This window comes from [Actinomadura] parvosata subsp. kistnae (assembly GCF_900323885.1).
Taxonomy (GTDB): Bacteria; Actinomycetota; Actinomycetes; order Streptosporangiales; family Streptosporangiaceae; genus Nonomuraea; species Nonomuraea composti.
In genome coordinates this window covers 1,573,335-1,595,628 of record NZ_OOHJ01000018.1, presented here as the reverse complement: position 1 = coordinate 1,595,628, position 22,294 = coordinate 1,573,335, and the positions used below count along the sequence as shown (strand labels likewise).

At 69.7% G+C, this 22,294-nt stretch carries 24 protein-coding genes and 1 tRNA gene; 11 read left to right on the top strand and 14 right to left on the bottom strand.

The annotated features are described in order from the left end of the window. The first annotated feature begins 674 nt into the window (after positions 1-674). Positions 675-1,733 (top strand): D-alanyl-D-alanine carboxypeptidase family protein, encoded by a 1,059-nt coding sequence (locus KIS93_RS27415; RefSeq protein ID WP_080044981.1) that lies wholly within the window; start codon positions 675-677, stop codon positions 1,731-1,733. A gap of 10 nt (positions 1,734-1,743) precedes the next feature. Here the strand turns inward: KIS93_RS27415 and mscL are convergent, their stop codons facing one another. Genes mscL through KIS93_RS27400 form a run of 3 tightly spaced genes read right to left on the bottom strand, consistent with a single transcriptional unit; the run spans position 1,744 to position 3,559 of the window. Next, positions 1,744-2,145 (bottom strand): large conductance mechanosensitive channel protein MscL, encoded by a 402-nt coding sequence (gene mscL / locus KIS93_RS27410; RefSeq protein WP_080044982.1) that lies wholly within the window; start codon positions 2,143-2,145, stop codon positions 1,744-1,746. Between the two features lie 23 nt (positions 2,146-2,168). Beyond that, positions 2,169-2,756, bottom strand: coding sequence for a CpaB family protein (locus KIS93_RS27405; RefSeq protein ID WP_080044983.1), 588 nt, complete (start codon positions 2,754-2,756; stop codon positions 2,169-2,171). Beyond that, a complete protein-coding gene (locus KIS93_RS27400) occupies positions 2,753-3,559 on the bottom strand; it encodes an S-methyl-5'-thioadenosine phosphorylase (RefSeq protein WP_080044984.1) in 807 nt (268 codons plus the stop codon). The genes KIS93_RS27405 and KIS93_RS27400 overlap by 4 nt, the downstream gene beginning before the upstream one ends. A gap of 170 nt (positions 3,560-3,729) precedes the next feature. Here KIS93_RS27400 and KIS93_RS27395 point away from each other — a divergent pair, with 170 nt between their 5' ends. Beyond that, positions 3,730-5,697 (top strand): MDR family MFS transporter, encoded by a 1,968-nt coding sequence (locus KIS93_RS27395; protein ID WP_080044985.1) that lies wholly within the window; start codon positions 3,730-3,732, stop codon positions 5,695-5,697. A 786-nt stretch (positions 5,698-6,483) separates the two neighbouring features. Further along, complete coding sequence (locus KIS93_RS27390) at positions 6,484-7,245, top strand: class I SAM-dependent methyltransferase (protein WP_080047466.1); 762 nt, start codon at positions 6,484-6,486, stop codon at positions 7,243-7,245. Positions 7,246-7,702: 457 nt separating this feature from the next. Here the strand turns inward: KIS93_RS27390 and KIS93_RS27385 are convergent, their stop codons facing one another. From KIS93_RS27385 to KIS93_RS27375, 3 genes are all read right to left on the bottom strand, one after another. Continuing rightward, entirely contained in the window at positions 7,703-8,017 is a 315-nt protein-coding gene (locus KIS93_RS27385; protein ID WP_080044986.1) for an FmdB family zinc ribbon protein, read from the bottom strand. Positions 8,018-8,088: 71 nt separating this feature from the next. Continuing rightward, on the bottom strand, positions 8,089-9,594 hold the full coding sequence (locus KIS93_RS27380; protein ID WP_080044987.1) for a potassium/proton antiporter: 1,506 nt from the start codon (positions 9,592-9,594) through the stop codon (positions 8,089-8,091). A gap of 24 nt (positions 9,595-9,618) precedes the next feature. Then, on the bottom strand, positions 9,619-10,188 hold the full coding sequence (locus KIS93_RS27375; protein ID WP_186404467.1) for a 5-formyltetrahydrofolate cyclo-ligase: 570 nt from the start codon (positions 10,186-10,188) through the stop codon (positions 9,619-9,621). Positions 10,189-10,212: 24 nt separating this feature from the next. Between KIS93_RS27375 and galU the strand changes: the two genes are divergently transcribed. From galU to KIS93_RS27340, 7 genes are all read left to right on the top strand, one after another. Continuing rightward, a complete protein-coding gene (galU, locus tag KIS93_RS27370; RefSeq protein ID WP_080044989.1) occupies positions 10,213-11,115 on the top strand; it encodes a UTP--glucose-1-phosphate uridylyltransferase GalU in 903 nt (300 codons plus the stop codon). After that, entirely contained in the window at positions 11,102-12,289 is a 1,188-nt protein-coding gene (gene glp / locus KIS93_RS27365; protein WP_080044990.1) for a molybdotransferase-like divisome protein Glp, read from the top strand. Before galU ends, glp begins: the two co-directional genes overlap by 14 nt. After that, positions 12,286-12,762: a cyclic pyranopterin monophosphate synthase MoaC gene (gene moaC / locus KIS93_RS27360; protein WP_080044991.1), complete on the top strand. Its 477-nt coding sequence runs from the start codon at positions 12,286-12,288 to the stop codon at positions 12,760-12,762. Before glp ends, moaC begins: the two co-directional genes overlap by 4 nt. Positions 12,763-12,783: 21 nt before the next feature. Next, positions 12,784-13,263 carry a MogA/MoaB family molybdenum cofactor biosynthesis protein gene (locus tag KIS93_RS27355; RefSeq protein ID WP_080047467.1) on the top strand — a complete coding sequence of 160 codons (480 nt, stop codon included), beginning with the start codon at positions 12,784-12,786 and terminating at the stop codon, positions 13,261-13,263. A gap of 57 nt (positions 13,264-13,320) precedes the next feature. Further along, positions 13,321-13,974, top strand: a complete 654-nt coding sequence (locus tag KIS93_RS27350) for a GNAT family N-acetyltransferase (RefSeq protein WP_186404701.1) — start codon at positions 13,321-13,323, stop codon at positions 13,972-13,974. 124 nt (positions 13,975-14,098) lie between these two features. Next, positions 14,099-14,683 carry a divisome protein SepX/GlpR gene (sepX, locus tag KIS93_RS27345; protein WP_155129037.1) on the top strand — a complete coding sequence of 195 codons (585 nt, stop codon included), beginning with the start codon at positions 14,099-14,101 and terminating at the stop codon, positions 14,681-14,683. A gap of 48 nt (positions 14,684-14,731) precedes the next feature. Beyond that, positions 14,732-14,805, top strand: a tRNA-Ala gene (locus tag KIS93_RS27340). Between the two features lie 69 nt (positions 14,806-14,874). Here KIS93_RS27340 and KIS93_RS27335 read toward each other — a convergent pair. The 5 genes from KIS93_RS27335 to KIS93_RS27315 all read right to left on the bottom strand — a co-directional run bounded on the left by KIS93_RS27335 (position 14,875) and on the right by KIS93_RS27315 (position 18,518). After that, on the bottom strand, positions 14,875-15,243 hold the full coding sequence (locus tag KIS93_RS27335; protein ID WP_186404466.1) for a helix-turn-helix transcriptional regulator: 369 nt from the start codon (positions 15,241-15,243) through the stop codon (positions 14,875-14,877). Between the two features lie 460 nt (positions 15,244-15,703). Continuing rightward, a complete protein-coding gene (locus tag KIS93_RS27330; protein WP_080044994.1) occupies positions 15,704-16,690 on the bottom strand; it encodes a hypothetical protein in 987 nt (328 codons plus the stop codon). A gap of 106 nt (positions 16,691-16,796) precedes the next feature. Continuing rightward, complete coding sequence (locus KIS93_RS27325) at positions 16,797-17,396, bottom strand: transglutaminase domain-containing protein (protein WP_222107637.1); 600 nt, start codon at positions 17,394-17,396, stop codon at positions 16,797-16,799. Positions 17,397-17,777: 381 nt separating this feature from the next. Beyond that, positions 17,778-17,936, bottom strand: coding sequence for a hypothetical protein (locus KIS93_RS27320; protein ID WP_186404465.1), 159 nt, complete (start codon positions 17,934-17,936; stop codon positions 17,778-17,780). Between the two features lie 9 nt (positions 17,937-17,945). After that, the gene (locus KIS93_RS27315; RefSeq protein ID WP_080044996.1) at positions 17,946-18,518 is read right to left on the bottom strand and encodes a dihydrofolate reductase family protein; all 573 of its coding nucleotides are present in this window, start codon (positions 18,516-18,518) and stop codon (positions 17,946-17,948) included. A gap of 73 nt (positions 18,519-18,591) precedes the next feature. Between KIS93_RS27315 and KIS93_RS27310 the strand changes: the two genes are divergently transcribed. Continuing rightward, on the top strand, positions 18,592-19,182 hold the full coding sequence (locus KIS93_RS27310; RefSeq protein ID WP_222107636.1) for a TetR/AcrR family transcriptional regulator: 591 nt from the start codon (positions 18,592-18,594) through the stop codon (positions 19,180-19,182). Here KIS93_RS27310 and KIS93_RS27305 read toward each other — a convergent pair. From KIS93_RS27305 to KIS93_RS27295, 3 genes are all read right to left on the bottom strand, one after another. Then, positions 19,169-20,149: an NADPH:quinone reductase gene (locus tag KIS93_RS27305; protein WP_080044998.1), complete on the bottom strand. Its 981-nt coding sequence runs from the start codon at positions 20,147-20,149 to the stop codon at positions 19,169-19,171. The two genes, KIS93_RS27310 and KIS93_RS27305, sit on opposite strands and share 14 nt — an antisense overlap. Continuing rightward, the gene (locus tag KIS93_RS27300; protein WP_080044999.1) at positions 20,146-21,306 is read right to left on the bottom strand and encodes an alpha/beta hydrolase; all 1,161 of its coding nucleotides are present in this window, start codon (positions 21,304-21,306) and stop codon (positions 20,146-20,148) included. The genes KIS93_RS27305 and KIS93_RS27300 overlap by 4 nt, the downstream gene beginning before the upstream one ends. Before the next feature lie 76 nt (positions 21,307-21,382). Continuing rightward, positions 21,383-22,276: a LysR family transcriptional regulator gene (locus KIS93_RS27295; protein ID WP_186404464.1), complete on the bottom strand. Its 894-nt coding sequence runs from the start codon at positions 22,274-22,276 to the stop codon at positions 21,383-21,385. Positions 22,277-22,294 lie beyond the last annotated feature (18 nt).

Genomic DNA, 22,294 nt, shown 5'->3' with positions numbered 1-22,294 from the left:
CTGTTGTGCTGTTCGGGGCGTTGCTGGCGCCGGCGATTCTTGCGGGAGGGTTGCTGGCGGGGGAGATGCGTGGGTTTGAGTGGGGGGTCGCTCGTGCGGGGGTGGGGAGGAGGGCGTAGCGGGGGTGGCGTTCGAGCCGGTGTTGGTGCCGGCGCCTCCCCGGCCTGAGCGGCGGTATGCGGCTGCCATGCCCTCGCCTGTGCGGGAAGTGCCTCGGCGGGTGCGGAGGGTGGAGGTTGAGGAGGCTGCTCCGGAGGAGCGCGGGAAAGAGGAGGAGCCTGTTACGCCGGCTCCTGTGCGGACTCAGGGTGGGTGTCCGGGGGAGTGGGTGGATACCTGGTTGTGGGAGTTGTGCCGGGATCGGGAGCAGGAGCAGGAAGGGGCGGGGCAGGAGGAGGGTTTGGTGGGTGATGGGTGGTTGCCGGGGGTTTGAACCGGTGGGGGCTTGAGGGCGTACACGAATGTGAGGAGCTGAGTGCGCCGGGGGCGTCGTGAGGGGGCGGGGCGTGGTTCGGTGGGCAAAGTGGGCTATTTGTCTCGTAACAGCTCTTCGGAGTTCGGTCCGGGCACTCGGGGGGCTGTAGTAACGTGCGTGCCTGACCAGGGTAACGAGATTGCAAACGGAGGAGTCGGACGTGCCAGCCCCTCGATCAGCGGGTCTGATCGCGGTTGTCATGGCGGTGGCTTCTCTTCTCGTGCCCTTGGGGGGCGTTCCGGCGCAGGCTGAGGTGCGGGTCCAGCGCGCGCAGCAGGAAGCTGTGCGGAAGGATCCGGGCAATCTGACCGAGCTGCGGAAAGAGGCCGAGCGGTCGGCCAAGGAGCTCGAGGACGCCACCAAGGCGCTGGAGAAGCGGCGGGCCGAGATCGCGGCGTCCGAGAAGGAGCTCAAGAGCAAGCTGACCACGCTGCAGGAGCTGGAGCGGCGGCTGGCCGTGATGCGGCAGCCTGTCTCGCAGATGGCGGAGCTGCTGTACCAGCAGCCGTTCATCGCCGGCGGCATCGTGCCGTTCCTGTCCGGTAGTGCGGATGAGAAGACGTTGCGGGCGCTGATGGACGCCAACCAGATCGTGGCGGTGCGGCAGCAGGCCGTCGAGCAGACGAGCGCCTTGTACAAGGAGACCGAGCGGCTGGCGGGCGAGGCGCAGGAACTGCGGGCGGGGAATCTGCTGGCCGAGGCGCAGCTGGCCGCTGAGGTCGACACCCTGCGGCAGCGGTCGGACAAGATCGTGAAGTCTCTGACGGCGGCGCTGGTCAAGCTGGGGATCAAGGTCGACAAGGTGGGGCGGGCGGCGCTCGGGTGCAATCCGCTCCGGGCGGCCACCGCGGATCAGTATCCCAACGGGCTGATTCCGAAGGCCATGCTGTGTCCGTTGCAGCAGAAGGGGTTCAGTCTCAGGGCGGATGCCACGATCGCGTTCGTCAGCCTGAACGAGGCCTATCGGCAGCGGTTCGGGAAGCCCATGTGCGTGACCGACGCCTATCGGAGCCTGGCCGAGCAGCAGTCGGTCTACTATCGGCGGCCTGGGTTCGCCGCTGTGCCGGGGCGGAGCAACCACGGGCTCGGGCTGGCTGTGGACCTGTGCGGTGGGGTGGAGAGGTCCGGGTCCGCGGAGTTCGTGTGGATGGAGAAGAACTCCAAGCGGTACGGGTGGTTCCACCCCTCCTGGGCCTACAGCAGCCCGTTCGAGCCGTGGCACTGGGAGTACGATCCCAAGATCGACAAGCTGCTCTGAGCCGTCGGGCTCAGGCGGCCGGAGCCACCTGGGCGCTGCAGTAGGCGCAGCGGGAGGCGGGCTTGGGGATCTCCGACAGGCACTCTGGGCAGTCGCGGGTCTTCGACTCGATCTTGGCGGCACCGCGCTCCTTGAGGTGGGTGTACGGCTTCACCACCAGGAAGTAGATCACGCCTGCGACCAGCAGGAACGATACGACCGCGTTGATGAAGTTGCCGTACATGAAGTTGGACCGGCCGACCGTCACCTTGAGAGAGGAGAAGTCGGGCAGGCCGCCGAAGGCGGAGACGAGTGGTGTGAGCAGGTCGGCCACGAATGACTGCACGATCGAGTTGAAGGCGGCCCCGATGACGACTGCCACGGCCAGGTCGATGACGTTCCCCTGCATGAGGAACTTCTTGAATCCGTTCATGGGAATGGATCGTAGTCGAACGATTACCGTAAGTTAGGTTTGATGGTGAGTGACAGGCGGGCGTGAGCCTGGGCGGTGGCCAGGTCGGCTGCTTGGGTCGGTGTTGTGGCCAGAACGATCAGCGTGCCGGCGTCGTCGTCTGTGGTGGTGGGCTTCGGGATGGACAGGACCGTGGTGTCCTCGGCGAGCCGGCGGGCGGGGGTGCTCGCGTCGTAGGCGGCCAGGAGGGTGATCGTCGAGCCGGGGGAGATCAAGGCCGCCGCGGCGGCGTCGGCTATGCGGACCGGGGTGGCGACCAGGCCCGGCGGGAGGCGGTAGGAGGCGAGCAGGCGGACGTCGGTGAGAGGCTCGCCCTTGCGCATCGGGGTGGCCAGGGTCTGGCCTGCTGGGATCGTACGTATGGCTCCTGTGGGTGGAGGGACGAGGGCGGCCGGGTGGAAGTCGGCGGCGTTGAGCGGGCCGGGGGAGAGGTCGCGGGAGGCCACCAGGACCGTGGGGGCGGAGCCGGCGGGGCGGGTGGCGGCGAAGGCCGCGACGACGGAGACGGCGGCGAGCGCCGCCGCTACGAGGCGGCGGCGACGGCCGTGGCGCGACAGCCAGGACTGGATCACGGCAGCTCGAAGGGGAGCTTGATGCCGTCGAGAGCCGACCCGCAGGGGCAGGTGCGCTCCTCCGGCAGGGACTGAACGGTCTCCGCGACCAGAGTGCGCATGCGGGTGACGTTTTGCGCGAAGAACTCGAGGACCTCGTCGTGCGTCACGCCCTGGCCGGCCTCCACTCCGGCGTCGTGGTCGGTCACGAGGGAGATGGACGTGTAACACAAGGCCAGCTCGCGGGCCAGGATCGCCTCGGGGAAGCCGGTCATGCCCACGATCGACCAGCCGTTGCCCGCGAACCACTGCGACTCCGCGCGGGTCGAGAAGCGCGGGCCCTCGATGACCACCAAGGTGCCGCCGTCGACCGTCTCCCAGCCGCCCGCGCGGGCCGACGCCACGGCCGTCGAGCGGCCCGCCGGGCAATAGGGGTCGGCGAAGGAGACGTGGACCGCGCCGTCGATGTCGTAATACGTCTGAGTGCGGCCAGAGGTGCGGTCAACGAGCTGGTCGGGGACGACGATGGCGCCGGGGCCGTACTCGGCTCTGAGCGAACCTACGGCGCTCGGCGCGAGCACCTGGCGGACGCCGAGCGAACGCAGTGCCCAAAGGTTGGCACGATAGGGGATGCGGTGCGGGGGGAAACGGTGATCTCGGCCGTGTCTGGGGATGAACGCCACCGAGCGGGAGCCGATGCGCCCGACGGTGACGACATCGCTCGGGGGGCCGTAGGGTGTGGCGAGCTCGATCTCCTCCGCGTCGTCGAGCAGGGAGTAAAAGCCGGAACCGCCGATGACACCGATATCTGCGCGAGTGACCATGGCGCAGAGAGTATCCGGAGCGGTGGTGGGTGAGGCGGACACGAACGGCGTTCTGTGGATAACCGCGGCTGGCGCCCGGTGAGCTGTGGACAGCGGGGTCGGCCGGTGGGCGGCTGTGGATAGTCGGTCGCGCGGAGTAGGCACACCAGTACGAAGAGTAGGATCGCCGCATGCGGCAACAGGGCCTCGGGCTCATCATCCTCGCGCTCATGCTCGGCATGCTGCTCGCGGCGCTCGATCAGACGATCGTGTCCACGGCGCTGCCGACGATCGTGAGCGACCTCGGTGGGCTGGAGCGGCTGTCGTGGGTCGTGACCGGTTACCTGCTGGCCTCGACCGTCTCCACGCCGCTCTGGGGCAAGCTCGGCGACCAGTACGGGCGCAAGAAGCTGTTCATCGGGGCCATCTGCATCTTCCTGGCCGGTTCGGCGCTGTGCGGGCTGAGCCAGAACATGGGCCAGCTCATCGCCTTCCGGGCCGTTCAGGGGCTGGGCGGGGGCGGGCTGATGGTGCTGGCGCAGGCGATCGTGGGCGATGTCGTCTCGGCGCGGGAGAGGGGGAGGTACCAGGGCTTCTTCGGGGCGGTCTTCGCGGTTTCCAGCATCGTGGGGCCGCTGCTCGGCGGGCTGTTCGTCGATCACCTGTCGTGGCACTGGGTGTTCTACGTCAACCTGCCGCTGGGGGCGGTGGCGCTGTTCGTCATCGTGGCGGTGCTGCCGGGGGACGACACGCGTACCAAGCACACCATCGACTACGCGGGCGTGGTGCTGCTCGGAGCGGCGACCTCCTGTCTGGTGCTGATGGCGACGTGGGGCGGCACGACGTACAGATGGACGGATCCGGTCATTCTGGGCTTGGCGGGGGCGGCGGCGGTCCTGCTGGCCGGGTGGGTGCTCGTGGCGCGGCGGGCGAAGGAGCCGGTGCTGCCGCTCGGGCTGTTCCGGGTGCGGGCGTTCGCGATGTCGTCGGTGGTCGGGTTCGTGGTGGGGTTCGGGATGTTCGGGGCGCTCACGTACCTGCCGCTGTTCCTGCAAGTGGTGCACGGGGTCAGCCCGACGCTGTCGGGGGTGTATCTGCTGCCGATGATGGCGGGGATGCTCACCCTGTCGATCGTGAGCGGGCAGATCATCTCGAAGACCGGCAAATATCGATTCCTGCCCATCGCCGGCACGGCTGTCGCGACCGTGGGGATGTTTCTGCTCTCTACGCTGACGGAGGGGAGCAGTCTGCTCGCGATGGGGGTCTACCTGCTGGTCCTCGGGGTCGGGCTGGGGATGACCATGCAGGTGCTGGTCATCGTGGTGCAGAACGCGGTCAGCTTCAAGGACCTCGGCGTCGCCACTTCCGGGGCCACGTTCTTCCGGTCCATCGGAGGGTCCTTCGGGGTGGCGACCTTGGGGTCCGTGTTCTCGGCCACCTTGAACGACGATCTGCGGGAGGTGCTGCGCGGGGTGCGGCTGCCGGCCGGGTTCGATCCTGGGCGGGTTCAGGAGGACCCCACTGTCATCCAGCGGTTGCCGCGCGGGCTGGCGCAGGGATTCCTGCATGTGTACGCGGATGCGATCGCGTCCGTCTTCCGCGTGGCGGCGCCCGTGATGTGCGGGGCGTTCCTGCTGAGCTGGTTCATTCCACAGGCGCGGCTCAGGGAGACGACGAAAGCGGCGGACCTGGGCGAAGGGCTGGGGGCCACGTCCGCCGAGCGGTCGTCGCTGGCCGAGGTCGAGCGGGGGCTGGTACGGCTGGCCGATGCGGATCTGCGGCGCGGCTACTACGACCGGCTCGGGGCGTTGGCCGGGCTGGACGGGATCGCGCCCCAAGGGGTGTGGGTGATCGCCCGGCTGAGCGGTGAAGGGTGGGTGCGGGCTGAGGAGCTGGCCGCGCGGGCCGAGGTGAGCAGGGAGTACGGGCGGCCCTATGTCGATCAGCTCGTGGCGGTGAACTTGGTGCGGCGGTCCGAAGACGGGGATGCGTTGTGCCTCACCGAGGCGGGGGAGGAGGCGGCTGCGCGGCTGCTGGGGCGTGCTTGCGAAGGGCTTCGGGGGCTGGTGGCGGATTGGGGGGCGGATCCGCAGCTTGAGCGGCTTGTTGAACGGATCGCGCCGGAGCTGCTCGGTGCGCCGGCCGATCGGCCTTCTTGATGAGGGAGTGGTGCTTCGGCGGGTGATGAGGGTGAGGGGGAGTCAGGCGCTTCGATGAGCGCCGGGCGGCTTGCCGGTGGTGCGTGGGTGGTTCCAGGCAGGCCAGGGGTGTTGTGGGGTGGGTCCGGAAGGTCAGGGGTTTTGTGGGTCGGGTCCGGAACTGGTGGGTGCTGTGTGCACTGGTTCCGGGAGCAGGCGCGTGCTTTGTGGGCGGGTTCCGGGAGCGGGCACGTGCTTTGCGGCGGGTTTCGGCAGTTGGCCGGCGCCTTGTGGGGCGTCGTTCCGGTGGCTGGTGGCTGAGTCTCGGCGGCTGGCGGGTGGCACGCGGATGAGGTCCAAGCGGCTGGCGCGTGCTGTGGGGGCGGAGTTTCGGGAGCCGGCGGTGCTGTCCGCTGGTCTCGGGAGCCGGCGGGGTGCTGTGCGGGTGAGGACTCGGGTGCTGGTGAAGGGGCTGTGCGGGTGGGGCTCGGGTGCTGGTGAAGGGGCTGTGCGGGTGGGGCTCGGGTGCTGGTGAAGGGGCTGTGCGGGTGGGGCTCGGGTGCTGGTGAAGGGGCTGTGCGGGTGGGGACTCGGGAGCTGATGAGGGTTGTGCTGGGTGTGGGCTTTGGAGGCGGTGAGGGCTGTGCCGGGTGTGGGCTTGGGAGGTGATGGAGGTCGTTGGGCGGAAGCGGGCGAGGGCGGGATGGGCTCTTGCCGCAGGGGCTCGTGCCGCCTATCGTCTCGATGTATCGGCTCGATATATCGGGCTGGAGGCTTTGCGAGTAGTTCGACTGACCGGGAGTGGTGATGAGGCGGATCGACTACGACAAAGAGCAGTACCGGAACTACGCGCGTGGCCGAGCGCTGAGCGAGCAGCAGTTGCAGGTGTGGATCAGGGCGTTCGAAGCGGTGTTGCCTGAGCGGCGTCCGCTGGCGGGGCTGGACGTCGGGTCGGGGACCGGGAGGTTCACCCCTGCGCTGGCGCGGGCGTTCGGGCCGGTCGTCGGGGTCGAGCCGGCCGTTCGGATGCGGGAGATCGCGGAGGCGGAGTCGCGGCATCCTGATGTGCGGTACGTGGCAGGTTCCGCCGAGGACATGCCGCTGCCGTCCGGGAGTGCTGACTACGCTCTCATGTTTCTGGCCTGGCACCACGTTCAGGACAAGGTGCGGGCGGTCGGCGAGCTGGGCAGGGTGCTCCGGCCGGGCGGGCGGCTGCTTCTGCGGGCGAATTTCCGGGATCATCACCCCAGGCCGTGGTGGCTGGAGCACTTTCCTCGCGGCCTTGAGGCGGACACCGCGTTGTTCCAGCCTTTGCACGAGGTGATCGCCATGTTCACGTCGGGCGGGTGGCGCGTCGTCAGCTTCGGTACGGTCACCGAGCCGTCCTCCGGCACCTACGGTGACGTGCTCGAACGGCTACGGTTACGGACCCTTTCGATCTTCGGGCAGCTGAGTGACGAGGAGGTGGAGATCGGGTTCCGGCGGCTGGAGGAGGTTGTGGCCGAGAATCCCGGAGCGCCTGCGCCTGTGTTCGCTGAGCCGCTGCTGACGCTCGAACGGTGCCCGTGAGGTCGAGGACGCGGCCTTAGGGATCCGACGGTCTCGCAACCGGAGGTGGTGCCGAGGGTCGCTCCGGTCTTGCGGCGAGCGTGGTCGTCCGGTCTTGCGGCGGGGGTCCCGCGAGCATGGCTGCCCCGTAGTGCGCAATAGTCCCGCCACCGTGGCCGTCCGGCTGGGTGCGGGGCGGGGGCGCTCCGAGCTGGGAAGCTTCGCGCTGCGTTCGGATGGCGCAGGAGAAGCGCGCCTCGCACCGGCTATCCGGGTAGGAGCAGGCCAGGCAGGAGCCGGTGACGGCGCTGCAGGCGCGTGCGGACCTCACGCCGACCGCCTCTTACCGCCATCGGTTCAGTCACAGCAGCTCCAGAGCACTTGCCGCGCGTGCCGGATGGGCGCCGCGGGCCAGGCGAAAGGCAGCGGCGCGCCGTACGGGCACGGCTCCGCGGGGTGGTGGGAGCCGTGCGGGACCTCAGCTGGACGCGGCGGCCGGGGCGGGGGCCGAGCTGGTGGTGGACGAGCTCGAGTCCGACGACTTGCTCTCCCCGGACTTCGACGAAGACGAAGACGAAGAGGAAGAAGAGGTCGAGGACGACGAGGTCGACGAGGACGAACGGTTGTCGGTCTTGTAGAAGCCAGAGCCCTTGAACACGATGCCGACCGCGGAGAACACCTTCCGCAGGTTGCCCTGGCACTTGGGGCAGACCGTCAACGCATCGTCGGTGAACTTCTGGACGACCTCGAGCTGCTCACCGCAGTCGTTGCAGGCGTACTGATAGGTCGGCACGCGCTCCTCCTTTAACAAGCTCTAGCACTCGAGCGATGCGACTGCTAATGGTAACCGATCGGGTCAATCACCTATTCCAACCCCCGCTCTCCGTACCATCCGGCCAGCTTGCCGCTGCGGCTGACGGCGCGCAGGCGGCGTTCGACCTGGTCGCGGCAGGCGGCGGTGGTGACGACGAGGAGCTGGTCGTCCACCCGGACGCGGGTGGTGGAGGCGGGGACGAACGATTTGCCGTCGCGTACGACGAGCGTGACCTGGGCGCCGGCGGGCAGGCGGAGCTCGAAGATCTCCACGCCGTGGAGGCGGGAGCCGGGCGGGATCGTGACCTGCAGCAGATCGGCGTTGAGCTCCTCCAGGGGCGCGGACTCCACGGAGAGGTCGTGGGCCTCGCCGGGGGCGGACACCCCGAGCACGCGGGCCGCGAACGGCAGTGTCGGCCCCTGGAGCAGGGTGAACACGATGACGATCACGAAGACCTGGTTGAAGATGTCCTTGGAGCCCTGGACGCCGGACGCCCAGGGGATGGTGGCCAGGACGATCGGGATCGCGCCGCGCAGCCCCGCCCACGACAGGAACGCCTGGTCGCGCCAGCTCACCCAGCCCAGGCGCAGGGCCCAGGCGAGCGCCGAGCTGGCCACGACCGAGAGGGGGCGGGCCAGGAGGACGAGGATGGTGCCGGTGATCAGGGCGGGGACGATGGCCGACGGCATCTCGTGCACGTCGGCCAGCATGCCGAGCATGACGAACAGGCCGATCTGCGCCAGCCACGCGGCTCCCTCCGCGAATCCCCTGGTGGCGGCCCGGTGCGGGAGGCGGGAGTTGCCGAGGATGAGCGCCGTCAGGTAGACGGCCAGGAAGCCCGAGCCGTGCAGGAGGACGGCGCCGCCGTACGAGACGAAGGTGAGCGCCAGCACGGCGATCGGGTAGAGGCCGGAGGCGGGCAGGGCGACGCGGCGCAGGGCGTACGCGCCGGTGGGGCCCACGGCGAGCCCGACGGCCGCGCCGATGATCAGCTCGACGGTCGTCTCCAGCAGGAACGTTCCGAGCGTGGCCTGCGAGTGGGACGCGCCGCTGAGCAGGACCACCGCGATGACCGTCGGGGCGTCGTTGAAGCCGGACTCCGCCTCCAGCACCCCCGCCAGGCGCGGCGGCAGGCGTAGCCTGCGCAGCACGGAGAAGACGGCGGCGGCGTCGGTGGAGGCCAGGACGGCGCCGAGGATCAGCGCGGTGGAGCCGTTGATGCCGAGCAGCCCCTGGACGAGCAGGGCGACCACGACGATGCTCACCGTCACGCCCACGGTCGCCATCACCAGGGCCAACGGGACGGAACGCCGCACATGGGACCAGGTGGTGGTCAGACCGCCCTCGGCGAGGATCACGGCGAGCGCGGACAGGCCGATCTGCTGGGCGAGTTGCGGGCTCTCGAACGGGATCCCGAACCCCGAAGGCCCCAAGGCCAGCCCGAAGCCGAGAAAGATGAGCAGGCTGGGCAGACCGGTACGATGCGCCAGCCGTACGGACGCGATCGCCGCGATGACGATCGCGGCACCGATGAGAAGCCAGAGATCAAGCGTCATCTGGCTCCTCTCCGTTATCTGCGTTCACATAAGCCTAGTGAGTCCTGAAGGGGTCATCGCAAAGCGGACCGGGCGGTCATGGGGCTCCGAAGGGACATCGTCGATCAGCTCGCCGTCGTGCAGCAACGCCACGGTGGGGACGTTCGGGCCGACGCGGGCAAGAGCGCGGTCGTACGAGCCGCCGCCGCGCCCCAGGCGGACCCCCGTGCGCCGGTCGACCGCCAGCGCGGGCACGATCACGAGGGCGGCGGTGCGCACGGCGTCGACGCCGCGGCGGGTGTCGACCGGCTCCATGATCCCGAAGCGGCCGGGAGCGAGGGTGTCGGGCCCGTCGTACACCGCCCAATCCAGGTCATTGTCCTCACGGAGCACCGGGAGGATAACGGTGGCTCCATGTTTCCAGAGAGCGAACACCAGCCCGTGCGTCTCCGGCTCCGACCCCGCTGACCAGTAGCAGGCCACCAGACCGGCCATCTGGACCCAGGGTTGTTCGAGCAGGGTTTCGCGAACCTTGATGGCGTTTGCACGCAGTTGTTCGGGGGAGAGGGAAGCACGCGCCGCGCTCACCTCGCGACGCAGGTTCAGCTTGTCCACAGGTCCCTCCACTAGGGTCTACTCATGGCTGACTTCGACCCTGTGACGAAAGCCGTCGTGCCCGCCGCGGGTCTGGGCACCCGGTTTCTTCCGGCGACCAAGGCGACACCCAAGGAGATGTTGCCCATCGTCGACAAGCCCGCGATCCAGTATGTCGTCGAGGAGGCCGCCTCCGCTGGGCTCCTCGACGTCCTCATGGTCACCGGCAAGAACAAACGCTCCATCGAAGACCATTTCGACCGGGCGTTCGAGCTCGAGGAGGCCCTTGAAGCCAAGGGCGACGAGCACCGGCTGTCCCAGGTTCGCGAGCCCGCCTCGCTGGCGACCCTGCATTACGTACGGCAGGGCGAGCCGAAGGGGCTCGGCCACGCGGTGCTGTGCGCCAAGCACCACGTCGGCGACCACCCGTTCGCCTGCCTGCTCGGTGACGACCTCATCGACCACCGCGACCACCTGCTGCGCCGCATGATCGAGGTGCGCGACACGTTCGGGGGGAGCGTGATCGCGCTGATGGAGGTGCCCAAGGAGCAGGTGTCGCTGTACGGCGTGGCGACCATCGAGGCGACCGCCGAGGAGGACGTCGTCCGCGTGACGGACCTGGTGGAGAAGCCGCCGGCCGACGAGGCGCCGTCCAACTGGGCGATCATCGGGCGTTACGTGATCGACCCGGCCGTCTTCGAGGTGCTGGAGAACACCCCGCCGGGGCGCGGCGGCGAGATCCAGCTCACCGACGCGCTGCGGACGCTGGCCTCGCGCGGCTCCGAGGAGGGCGGGCCGGTGCACGGCGTGCTGTTCAGGGGGCGGCGCTACGACACGGGCGACAAGCTCGACTATTTGCGGACCGTGGTGAAGTTCGCGGCGGATCGTGAGGATCTGGCGCCGGAGTTCGTGCCGTGGCTGCGGGAGTTCCTCGATGAAATCAGTTGACGCGCATCTGGCCGAGATCCTGGCCACTGTTCGTCCGCTGGCCCCCCTTGAGCTGGAGCTGGAGCAGGCTCTGGGCACGACGCTGGCCGAGGACGTCTCCTCGCCGGTGCCGTTGCCGCCGTTCGACAACTCCGCCATGGACGGCTACGCGGTCCGCGCCGCGGACCTGGCAGACCTTCCCGCGACGCTGCCGGTGATCGACGACGTGGCGGCCGGGTCGGTGGAGCTGCGGGCCGTGGGTCCCGGGCATGCCGTACGGATCATGACCGGCGCTCCCCTGCCGGCCGGGGCCGATGCGGTGGTGCCGGTCGAGTGGACCGACGGCGGCACCGTCACCGTACGCATCGACCGCCGCGCCGAGGCCGGCAACGCGATCCGGCGGGCCGGCGAAGACGTGCAGGCCGGCGAGGTCGTGCTCAGGGCCGGCACCGTGATCGGGCCGGCCCAGCTCGGGATCATCGCGGGCGTGGGGCGGCGGCGCGTCTGGGCGCGGCCGCGGCCCCGGGTCGTCGTGATCTCCACCGGCGCGGAGCTGGTGGAGCCGGGCGGCACCCTCCAGCCCGGCCAGATCTGGGACTCCAACAGTTACACTCTGACGGCCGCCGTGCGGGAGGTGGGGGCCGACGGGTTCCGCGCCGGCTCCGTCGGGGACGATCCGGGCGTTCTGCTCGATCGGCTCGACACCCACCTCGTACGCGCCGACGCGATCATCACCAGCGGCGGGGTGTCGATGGGGGCGTACGAGCCGGTCAAGGAGGCCCTGTCGCCGCTGGGCACGGTGCGCTTCGAGAAGGTGGCGATGCAGCCGGGGATGCCGCAGGGGTTCGGGGTCCTAGGGGACGACCAGGTGCCGATCTTCGCGTTGCCGGGCAATCCGGTCTCGTCGTTCGTGTCGTTCATGCTGTTCGTACGCCCCGCGCTCGACAAGATGCGCGGTTTGCCCGGCGGGATGCCCGAGACGGTCACCGCGGTCACCACCGGGGTGCTGCGCTCGCCGTTCGGGCGGCGGTCGTACCTGCGCGGGGTGCTCGCGGCCGACGGCACCGTGTCGCCCGCGCACGGGCAGGGATCTCATCAGCTCGCCGCCCTGGCCTCGGCGAACGCGCTCATCGTGGTGCCCGAGGACGTGACCGAGGTGGCGGCGGGCGCTTCCGTGGAGGTGGTCCGGCTGTGAGCGAGCTGACGCACATCGACGAGACGGGCGCCGCGCGCATGGTCGACGTGTCGGCCAAGGACGTCTCGGCGCGCAGTGCCGTCGCCACCGGGCGGGTGCTGCTGTCGGCCGAGACCGTGGCGTTGCTGCGGTCGGGCGAGGTGCCCAAGGGCGACGCGCTCGGGGTGGCGCGGATCGCGGGGATCATGGGTGCGAAACGGACACCCGACCTGATCCCGCTCTGCCATCCCATCGCGTTGCACGGGGTGAAGGTGAGCCTCGACGTCGAAGACTGGGGCGTGGGGATCACCTGCCGGGTCAAGACGGCCGACCGGACCGGGGTGGAGATGGAGGCGCTGACGGCGGTGTCCGTGGCGGCTTTGGCCCTGATCGACATGGTCAAGGCGGTGGATCCGGCTGCGGTGATCACCGACGTGCGGGTGGAGGAGAAGCTGGGCGGCAAGACGGGCCGGTGGACACGCGATCCGGCGTGATACGGGAGCGAGGTGGGTGTGATGCGGGCGTTGGTGATCACAGTGTCGAACCGGGCGTCGGCGGGGATTTATGAGGATAAATCGGGGCCGCTGCTCGTCGACCTGCTCCGGCAGGACGCCGGGTGCGAGGTGGTCGACGGGCCGGTGGTGGTGCCCGACGGCGAGCCGGTCGAGACTGCGCTGCGTGACGGAGTGGCCAGTGATTACGACGTGATCGTCACCACCGGAGGGACCGGGCTGACGCCCATGGATTTGACGCCGGAGATGACGGCCAGGGTAATTTCTCGCGAAATTCCGGGCATTGCGGAGGCCATCCGGTTGGCAAATCGCGAAAAAGTGCCGACCTCCGTACTGTCGCGTGGATTGGCCGGGCAGGCGGGCAACACCTTGATCGTTAATTTGCCCGGTTCGTCGGGCGGCGTGCGTGACGGCGTCGCCGTACTGGCTCCGATTCTGCGGCACGCGGCCGATCAGATCCGGGGCGGCGATCACCCGCGCTGACGGCGGATCCGATCGCCCTCGATGATCCGTGGCGACATCGCGCCCGATAGGGGGATGATGAGAGATGTGGATCGACTTCGTGGCTGGCCGGTGACCCTGAACGAAGGTCCGGTAGGCCTCCGGCCGCTGCGGCTGGGCGACGTGCGGGTGTGGCGCGAGACTCGGCTGCGCAACGCCGACTGGCTACGCCCGTGGGAGCCCAGCAATCCCGAGACGCCGCTGTTCAGGACGGGGCTCGGGCCGTACATCTCGATGGTCGGCACCCTGCGCCGCGAGGCGCGGCAGGGACTCGCGCTGCCGTGGGTGGTGACCTACGACGGGCGGTTCGCGGGGCAGCTGACCGTGGGTGCCATTGTGTGGGGCTCCGCCCGTTCTGCCCAGGTCGGCTACTGGGTCGACGGGGCCCTGGCGGGCAAGGGCATCATCCCCACCGCGCTCGCCATGGCCGTTGACCACTGCTTTTTCACCACCGGTTTGCATCGGCTGGAAGCGAACATCCGCCCCGAGAACCAAGCCAGCCGTAGAGTGGTTGAGAAGCTGGGATTCAGGGAAGAAGGCATTCGGCGTCGCCAACTTCACATCGACGGAGCCTGGCGCGATCACATTTGCTACGCGCTGACCGTTGAGGATGTTCCTGGCGGGCTGCTCGTGCAGTGGCGTCGCGCGCGTGAGTCAGCCGCTCACGGCGGGTCTCCTGTCGAAGAGGTTTGACGATCTCGCGACACACCGCACCGAATGCTCGTCAATCAGTGACACGCGGTCTTACGGTGCGTGACGTGAGCATATTGAAGGCGCGACGAGCACATCCGCGTCTTCGTGCTGCCCGGAGGTGGTCGTGAGCAGCGTCCTCCTCTACTTCGCCATCGTCGTGATGTGGCTGTGCGTCCTCATCCCGATGTGGCTGCGCAAGGACAAGGCCAACCTCGCCGAGCTGGCCGAGCTCGAAGAGTATTACACCGGCGAGCACCAGCTCCCCGATCTCGACAACCTCGCCCCGCCCGACTCCGACGAGGACGACGAGGCGCCGCCGGTGGAGATCGAGAAGGTCGACGTCCGCCAGTTCCGCCTCCGGCGCCGCGCCATCATCGTCGCCCGCCGCCGGCGCCTGCTCTTCTTCACCGCCCTGCTGGTGCTGGCCTCCGTCGTCACCGCCGCGGTGAAGGTGATCCCGTGGTGGGGCGTCGCGCCGTCCGTCGTCATCATGCTCGCGTACATGACGTTTCTCCGCATCGCCGTACAAGTGGACAGGGAACGCCGCGAACGGGCGCTCCAGGCGCGTGCTGAGCGGCTGCGGCGGCAGCGTGAGCAGCGGCGGGCCGCCGCCGAAGCGGAGGCCGAGGTCATCGACCTCACCCCGCACCATCCCGACGTCCTCTTCGACCAGTACGCCGAACCGCCCAAGCGGGCGGTGGGGGATTGATGGGTGGCGCGAGGACTCTCGGAAGTTTGCTAATCTAGTCGAGTCCTTGGGGATGTAGCGCAGTCCGGTAGCGCACTTCGTTCGCATCGAAGGGGTCAGGGGTTCGAATCCCCTCATCTCCACCCAGGTCAAAGGCCGCTTCCCGGTTATAGGAAGCGGCCTTTTGCGTTGCCGGGTGACTAACCGAGTGACTACGTGTCCTCTGCCTCTTCTGGGCGATCTCGGTGGCGGAGGAGTGTCACTTCCTCCAAGGAGTCGCGCCCCGTGAAGCAGCCGTAGGTCATGAGCAGCGCGTCCTGCTGTGCGCGATCAAGCTCGGACGAGGCGATCGCTCTCTCGACGGGGTCCGTGAAGCCTATGGCGCGGTCCATCAGCTCTTGCCAAGACACTTCCAGGATGCTGGCCAGCGTCTTCCACTGGCCTCCTTTGGGGCGTCTGTGTCCGTTCTCGAGGTTGGAGATTGTTCCTGTGGACACCCCGAGGCGCTGAGCCACGTCCTCCTGGCGCAGGCCGAGCTTGTTTCTTGCGGCGGCGACGAACTGGCCGAATTCATCCCTCATGGTGCTCATCGTGACCGACTCCTAGCTCTCTGTCCGATGGTCGCCAGAAATCGGGCCGAAGAGTTCGTCCATAGCCACTGCACCCTCCAGGAGCATTGGGCGGAGCTGCTTGCGGTAGACGGTCTCGGTAACGGTGGTGTTGCGGTGGCCGACCAGGCGTGAAAGCCCTCGATGGGCATGCCGGATCGCCGAGCGCGGCGACCTCATCATCGATGACCCCGCTCGCGCGGCCGGGCACCTGATGCTGCTCATCTCCGCCGACAACCTCACGGACCGGGCGGACCTGCATGACGAGAACGCTCCGGGAGATGGTCGCCGCCGGGGTCTCGGCCTTCCTACGACTATGCGGAACGGGGCCGGCGGGCGTGGCTCATGACGCGCGCTTTCGGGGACAAGGCCGAAGGCCGCTTCCCGAGCGTTGGAAGCGGCCTTCGCGTTACGAGCGTTCGGGCGTTCGGGGTCAGCTGCAGCTCCACCGAGCCCAGTACGTGTTCCGGTAGTCGTCCGTGACCCACATCGCGTGGACGATGTTGTTGTCGCCCAGGTAGATGTCGCCCGGCCAGGCGAGCGGGTCCGGATACGGGAAGATCACCGGCGCCCCGGAGGCTCCCCAGAACCCCGCGTCGTACCCGGTCGTGGTCGTGCGCTCGACCAGGCCGACGGTGTCGCCGGTGGTGTTCGCCGCCACCGGGCGGGCGCCCGCGCGGGTGTGCAGCACCGAGCCGTCGCTGTTCCACACGATGGCGACCTCGCCGCCCGACGTGGCCGTGCCGTAGCCCACCGGCCGGCCGCTGTTGTCGCTCTCCGTGATGGAGAAGCTGCTCACTCCGGCCGGCGTCTGCAGGTCGTGCAGGGTGCCGTCCGGGTACAACATTTTCTTGGACGTGAGCAGGATGCGGCCGTCCTTGTCGATGCTCACCGGGCGGCCCTGCCCGACGACGCGGTACGTCGAGTAGTTGGACGCCGGCCACACCACCACCGAGTTCCCGGAGCTGACGCTGGCCAGGCCGACGATGTCCCCCTTGTCGTTGATCGCGATCTCTTCCGTGTAGGTGGAGCCGGACACCTTGGCCAGCTTCACCTTGGACCCCGAGCCGGGCCGCCACACGTACGGCTCCGACGGCCCTCCCCACGGGGTGAGGCTGCCGATCACGGTGCCGCTGCTGTTGACGTCCTGCGGGGTGTCGCGCTTGTTGCCGTCCATGGTGGGCCACTTCGCCACGGTCTGGCCGTTGCGCCATAAGAAGCGGCCGTTGTTCTCGCTGGCGCCTACCGCGTACTCGCCGCTGGCGCTCGCGCCCACGATCGAGGCGTAGTTGTCGCCGTTCTGGTCCGGGAGGTTGCCCAGGTAGGTGCAGGCCGTGGCGGCGGACGCGGGGTTCGCCGGCACCATGAGCCCGGCGGCGGCCAACGCGCTCACCAGGATTGTGCGCACGTGCTTACGCATGGAACTCCTCGCGGGTCGATTCCCGGCTTTCAGGACGAGCTGCCGGATCGAGCGCAGCCTCCCAGCCGCCCATCAAGGGGACCTCGAATTGATATGGGGAGGCGTCTCAAGCCGCTCGGCGGCCCATGATGAGGTCTACGGGGATCCGTACCGGCAGGCACAGGGTTTGGCCGTGCTGGTCGAACAGGTCGTCGCGGGAGGTGAAACAGCCCAGATCGGCCAGGACGTGTCCTGAGAGGTCGCAGGAGGAGCAGGTGCTGCCGTCCCAGTCCACGGCGGTGTGCGCGATCGCGTCGAAGAGTGTCACGCTTCCGGTGTTGGTGAATCGGCCTCCCGTTCGCAGCGCGGTCAGGTCGCCGTAAAGCTCGGAAACGGCCACCCACTTTCCGTCGAGGAGGAATTGCGGCCAGGCGAGCACCACCTGCCGGGGGATCAGCGCACGCAGCCGCGGGAACCGCGGATGCCAGAAACGTCCATCGAGCAGCAGCCCTCTGGCGCGCGTGGGGATCCCGCGGCCGCGTGCCGCCGCCTCCAGCAGGGCCAATCGCTGGCTGCATGAGCCGCGGCCCAGACGCAGGGTCCGGGAGGCGGGCTGTCTTTCGTTCATGGCGTAGACGGGGCGCACGCGGGCTGCGATGAGCTGGTGCGCTGTGATCAGGAACGCTCGTTCTCCCGCAGGGGCGACGTCCCGGATCTCGGCCGGCACCGCCAGGACCAGGGGATGTCGCCAGTCGAGGATCGGGGTGGCCGCCGTACTTCCTGCTGGTGTTGTTCGCCGAGAGACGGCCGGACCGTCGCAGCGCGGTCGTGAACGGGCTGGATCCATTCGTTGATCTTAGGTGGCATCATCTCCGCATGAGCTGCGACCATCGCCGCGTTCGTGGAGCGGCTCTTGTGACGGTGGCCGGACCTGGACGACGTGGACGAGGAGGGTGTTGACGACCTTCCCTGGTCGACGTCTCCCTTGATCGGAGAGGCGGCAGGCCCTTACATCTACCTCCCCATGGCGTACAGCCGCGCGGAGGAAGTCTCGGCATACGTCGCCCAAACTCGCCGGCTGCTGACCCCGTGACCGGTGGCTGGCCGCTCAGTACCCGCCGCGCCGTGGGGCGGCGGTCGGGCGGCGGGAGAGGGTGGGGCGGCCCGTGGGTTTGAGGTCGCGGGCCGGTGGTTCGTGCCGGTGGGAGGAGCGGGACTGCGGGTCGGTCTTGGACGGGGTGATCGAGGCGGGCAGTCTGATGTGCATGGATTCTCCTTAAGCCCTGCTGAGCCAGGTGACCTGGGCGCCGTTGTCGAAGGCCTCGCGCCGGGTGGGGGTGAACAGGGTGGGGCGGAAGGGGCCGGAGAACATGGGGATGCCCGCGCCCGCCACCACCGGGTAGCTCTTGAGGATGATCTCGTCGATCTCCGGGAGCAGGGCGGCGGCGAGTTTGCCGCCGCCGCAGAGGTAGATGTCCATGCCGGTGTCCTCGGCCTTCAGGCGCCGGACGAGCTCGACCGGGTCGCCCGGCGCCACCTGGACGGTCGGGTCGTCGATCGTCAGGGTGCGGGAGACGACGTACTGGCGCAAATGGGCGTAAGGGCTGGTGGTGGGGACGTCGAGGGCCGGCTCGTAGGTGCCGCGGCCCATCACCAGCGTGTCGAAGACCTTGTTGGGCGCGTTCTCCAGGCCGACGAGCTTGCGGATGTGGGTGGGGAGGGTCTCGGGGTAGCGGGCGTTGATCCAGGCGGCCATCTGGTCGGACACGGGGTAGAAGTCGAACTCCGCGTTCGGGCCGGCGATGTAGCCGTCGAGTGAGACGCCGATGTAGTAGACCAGCTTTCGCATGAACGTTCAACTCCTGATGTAGTACTCTGTTTGGAGTGGTTTGAACGTAGTACTACGGATGGAGTGGTGTCAAGTGCGCAGGAATCCGGAGCGGCGGCAGGCGCTGATCGACGCGGCCATCGAGGTGCTGGCCAGGGAAGGGGCGCGGGGGCTGACCTTCCGGGCCGTCGACGCGGAGGCGGCCGTTCCCCCCGGCACGGCGTCCAACTACTTCGCCAACCGCGACGACCTGTTCACCCAGGTCGGCGGGCGCATCTACGAGCGGCTGCTGCCCGACGAGGCCACGATCGCGCGCGGCCGGGAGGGCGTGCAGGACGAGGCCCGTTACGCCGAGCTCATGCACGAACTGGTGGATCGGGTCTCCGCCTTCAACTCCGGATACCTGGCGCTGCTGGAGCTCCGGCTGGAGTCCACGCGGCGCCCCGAGCTGCGGGCCGTGCTGACCAAGCGCATCCGGGAGGACATCGACGCCAACATCGGCTACCACGCCGCCTCCGGCCTGCCCGGCGACTCGACCTCGGTGGTGCTGCTCTACCTGGCCCTCAACTGGCTGATCGTGGAGCGGCTGACGCTGCCCGACATCTTCACCGAGCAGGAGGTGCACGAGCTGGTGGACGCCGCCGTCCGGAGGTCGCTGGCGAGCGACGGGGTCACGGGAGGATGAGGACCTTGCCGGGGGCGTGGCCGGCCTCGACGTCGCGGTGCGCGTCCGCCGCCGCGGCGAGCGGGTGGCGGGCGGCGATGGGGTGGGTGAGGACGTCGTCCTCCAGCAGGCGGGTGACGTGCTCGGTGGCGGCGCGCAGGGCCGGGGCCGGCATGACGAACACCAACGTGGTACGGATCGTCGCGCCTTTCCGCATCAGCCGGTAGAACGGCAGCGCCGGCTCCGGCACGGCGTCGGAGGCGTACGTGGCGATGGTGCCGCCGGTGGCGATGACCTCCGAGGTGAACGGCAGGTTGGCGCCGAAGGCCACGTCCACCACCCGGTCCACGCCCCCGGGCACGAGGTCGAGGACGGCCTCGGCGGCGCCGGGCGCGCGGTTGTCGATCACGTGGCGGGCACCGGCGTCCAGGGCCGAGGCGCGCTGTTCAGGAGTGCGGGCCGTGGCGATCACGGTGGCGCCGCCGTGCGCGGCGAGCTGGACGGCGTAGTGGCCGACGGCCCCGGCGGCCCCGGTGACCAGCACCGTCCGCCCGGCCACCGGGCCGTCGGCGAACAGGCAGCGGTGAGCCGTCAGCGCCGGCACGCCGAGGCAGGCCCCTGCCTCGAACGACGTGTTCGCGGGCAGCTCGATGGCCTGGGCGGCGGGCACCGCCACGTACTCGGCGGACGTGCCGAACGGGCGGCCGTGGTTCGCGGAGTGCACCCACACCCGGCGGCCGATCCACGACGTGGGGACGCGGGGGCCGACGCGGTCGATCACGCCGGCGCCGTCGTCGCCGGGGATCACGCGCGGGTCGCGCATCACCCGGTCGCCCGCGCCCTGGCGCCGCTTGACGTCGGCCGGGTTGACCCCGGCGGCTCGTACGCGGACGCGCACCTCGCCGGCGGCGGGCTCGGGATCGGGCAGCTCGCCCACGGTGAGCACCTCGCCGGCGGGGCCGGTGCGGTCGTACCAGACGGCCCTCATGACGCGAACGGGAGGAACGCGTCGAGCGCGGCGGCGACCAGGTCGGGCCGTTCCAGCGACATCATGTGCGGGGTGCCGGGAAGCTCCTGGTAGGTGGCGCCGGGGATGCGCCCGGCCAGCGCCTTCATGATCTCCGGCGTGCAGGAGGCGTCCAGCTCGCCGGCCAGCACCAGCGTCGGCGGCTCGAACCCGGCCAGCCGTCCCTGCACGTCCACCCCCTTGAACGCGCGCCACGCGGCGGCCCAGTCGGCCGGGTCGGCGCGCAGCACCAGCTCCCGCGCGTAACGCACGCCGGGGCCGTTGACGGCGAGCGCGGCGGGCGTGAACCACCGGGTGAGCGACGGCACGATCTGGGCCGCCATGCCCTCTTCCTCGGCGGACCTGGCCCGCCCCTCGAACGCCTCGAAGGCATGGTCGGTGGTGCCCAGCAGGGCCAGGGAGGCGAACCGTTCCGGCCTCGCGACGGCGGCGGTCTGCGCGATGCCGCCGCCGTACGACAGGCCGACCACGTGGGCCTGCTCCAGGCCGAGCGCGTCGAGCACGCCGAACAGGTCGGCGGCGGCGTCCTCCATGGTGAACGAGGTCGGCGCCCCGGCGGCTGCGCCGTGCCCGCGCAGGTCGTAGGCGTACACCTGCCTGGTTCGCGCGAGTTGTTCCATGACGGGCTCCCACATGCGCCAGCCGAGCCCGAGCGCGTGCAGCAGCACGACCGGCGGCCCCGACTCGCCGTGGCGGGCGACGACGGTCTCGTGGTCGGCGAGCCGGACCCGCTGGAGGGTGGCGGGCGCGGGCGTCCCGGCCGCGGCCAGCACCTCGTCGATCACGCGCAGCGCGTTGAGCGCCCGCGGCATGCCGGCGTAGAGGGACACGTGCTCGGCGAGGGCGCGCAGCTCGGCGGGGGTGACGTCGTTGCGCAGCGCGGCGGCGGTGTGCACGGCGAGCTGCGGCTCCGCGCCGCCGAGCGCCGCGAGCATCGTGACGGTCGCCAGCTCTCTCGCGGTACGGCTCAGCTCCGTGCGGGCGATCGGCCCGCCGAAGCCTTCGAGGATGGCGTCGAACAGCTCCGGCGACTGCCTGCGCAGGCCGGCCAGGGCCTGCTCGGGGGCCGATCCCATCATGGCCGTGTACTCGCGGCGGCCTCGTTCCCAGCGGTCCATGTCGTGGTCTCCTGTTCCTTCGTGGTGAGACCACGATGCCGCCGTACAGAGTGATAAGTCCAAGACATGATCGGACTTATGGTGATATCGGGGAGTTATCACCGGTCATGAAGCCGATGAACGCCGCCAGCGCGGGAGCGGGACGGCGGCCGGCCGGCCAGGCCAGCGTCGGCCGCCAGACCGGCTCGGGATCCAGGGACGCCACGCTGACCGGCGGGCCCGGCGCGACCGCGACCGAGCGCGGCATGATCGCGGCGGCCAGGCCGACCGACGCGAGCGCGCGGGCCGTGCCGTACTCCCTGCTCTCGAACCGGGCGTGCGCGCTCACCCCCGCCTCGGCCAGCGCGGCCTGGACGATCCCGCCCACCGCCGACCCCGAGGCGTAGACGACCAGGTCGGCGCCGTCGAGCTCGGCGAGCCGCACCTGCTCCCGCCCGGCGAACGCCCCCTCGGCGGCCGTGACCAGCACCAGCGGCTCATCGCCCAGAGAGCGCCAGGCCAGCCGCCGGTCACCGGGCGGCGGCGGGGCCGCCAGCGTGGCCACGTCGAGCCGGCCCGCGTGCAGCGCGGCCGCCATCTCCTCCGTGTTCAGCTCGCGCAGCTCCACCTCGACCGCCGGGTACGTGCCGCAGAACACCGCCAGCGCCTCGGCCAGCCGCCCCATCAGCCCGCGCGCGGCCCCCAGCCGGATCCGGCCGCGAACCCCGGCGGCCCAGCCGAGCATCTCGTCCTCGACGGACACCAGGTCGGCGAGGATGCGGTCGGCGTGCTCCAGCAGCGCGGCGCCCGCCGGGGTGAGCGCCACCCGATGGTTGTTGCGCTCGAACAGGGCCAGGCCGAGCTGCCGTTCGAGCTTGCGGATCTGCTGGGACAGCGCCGGCTGCGCGATGCGCAACGCCTCGGCCGCCCGGGTGAAGTGCAGCTCCCTGGCGACCGCCTGGAAGTACTCCAGCTGGCGCGAACTGATCATAGGACGATTATCCGGCCG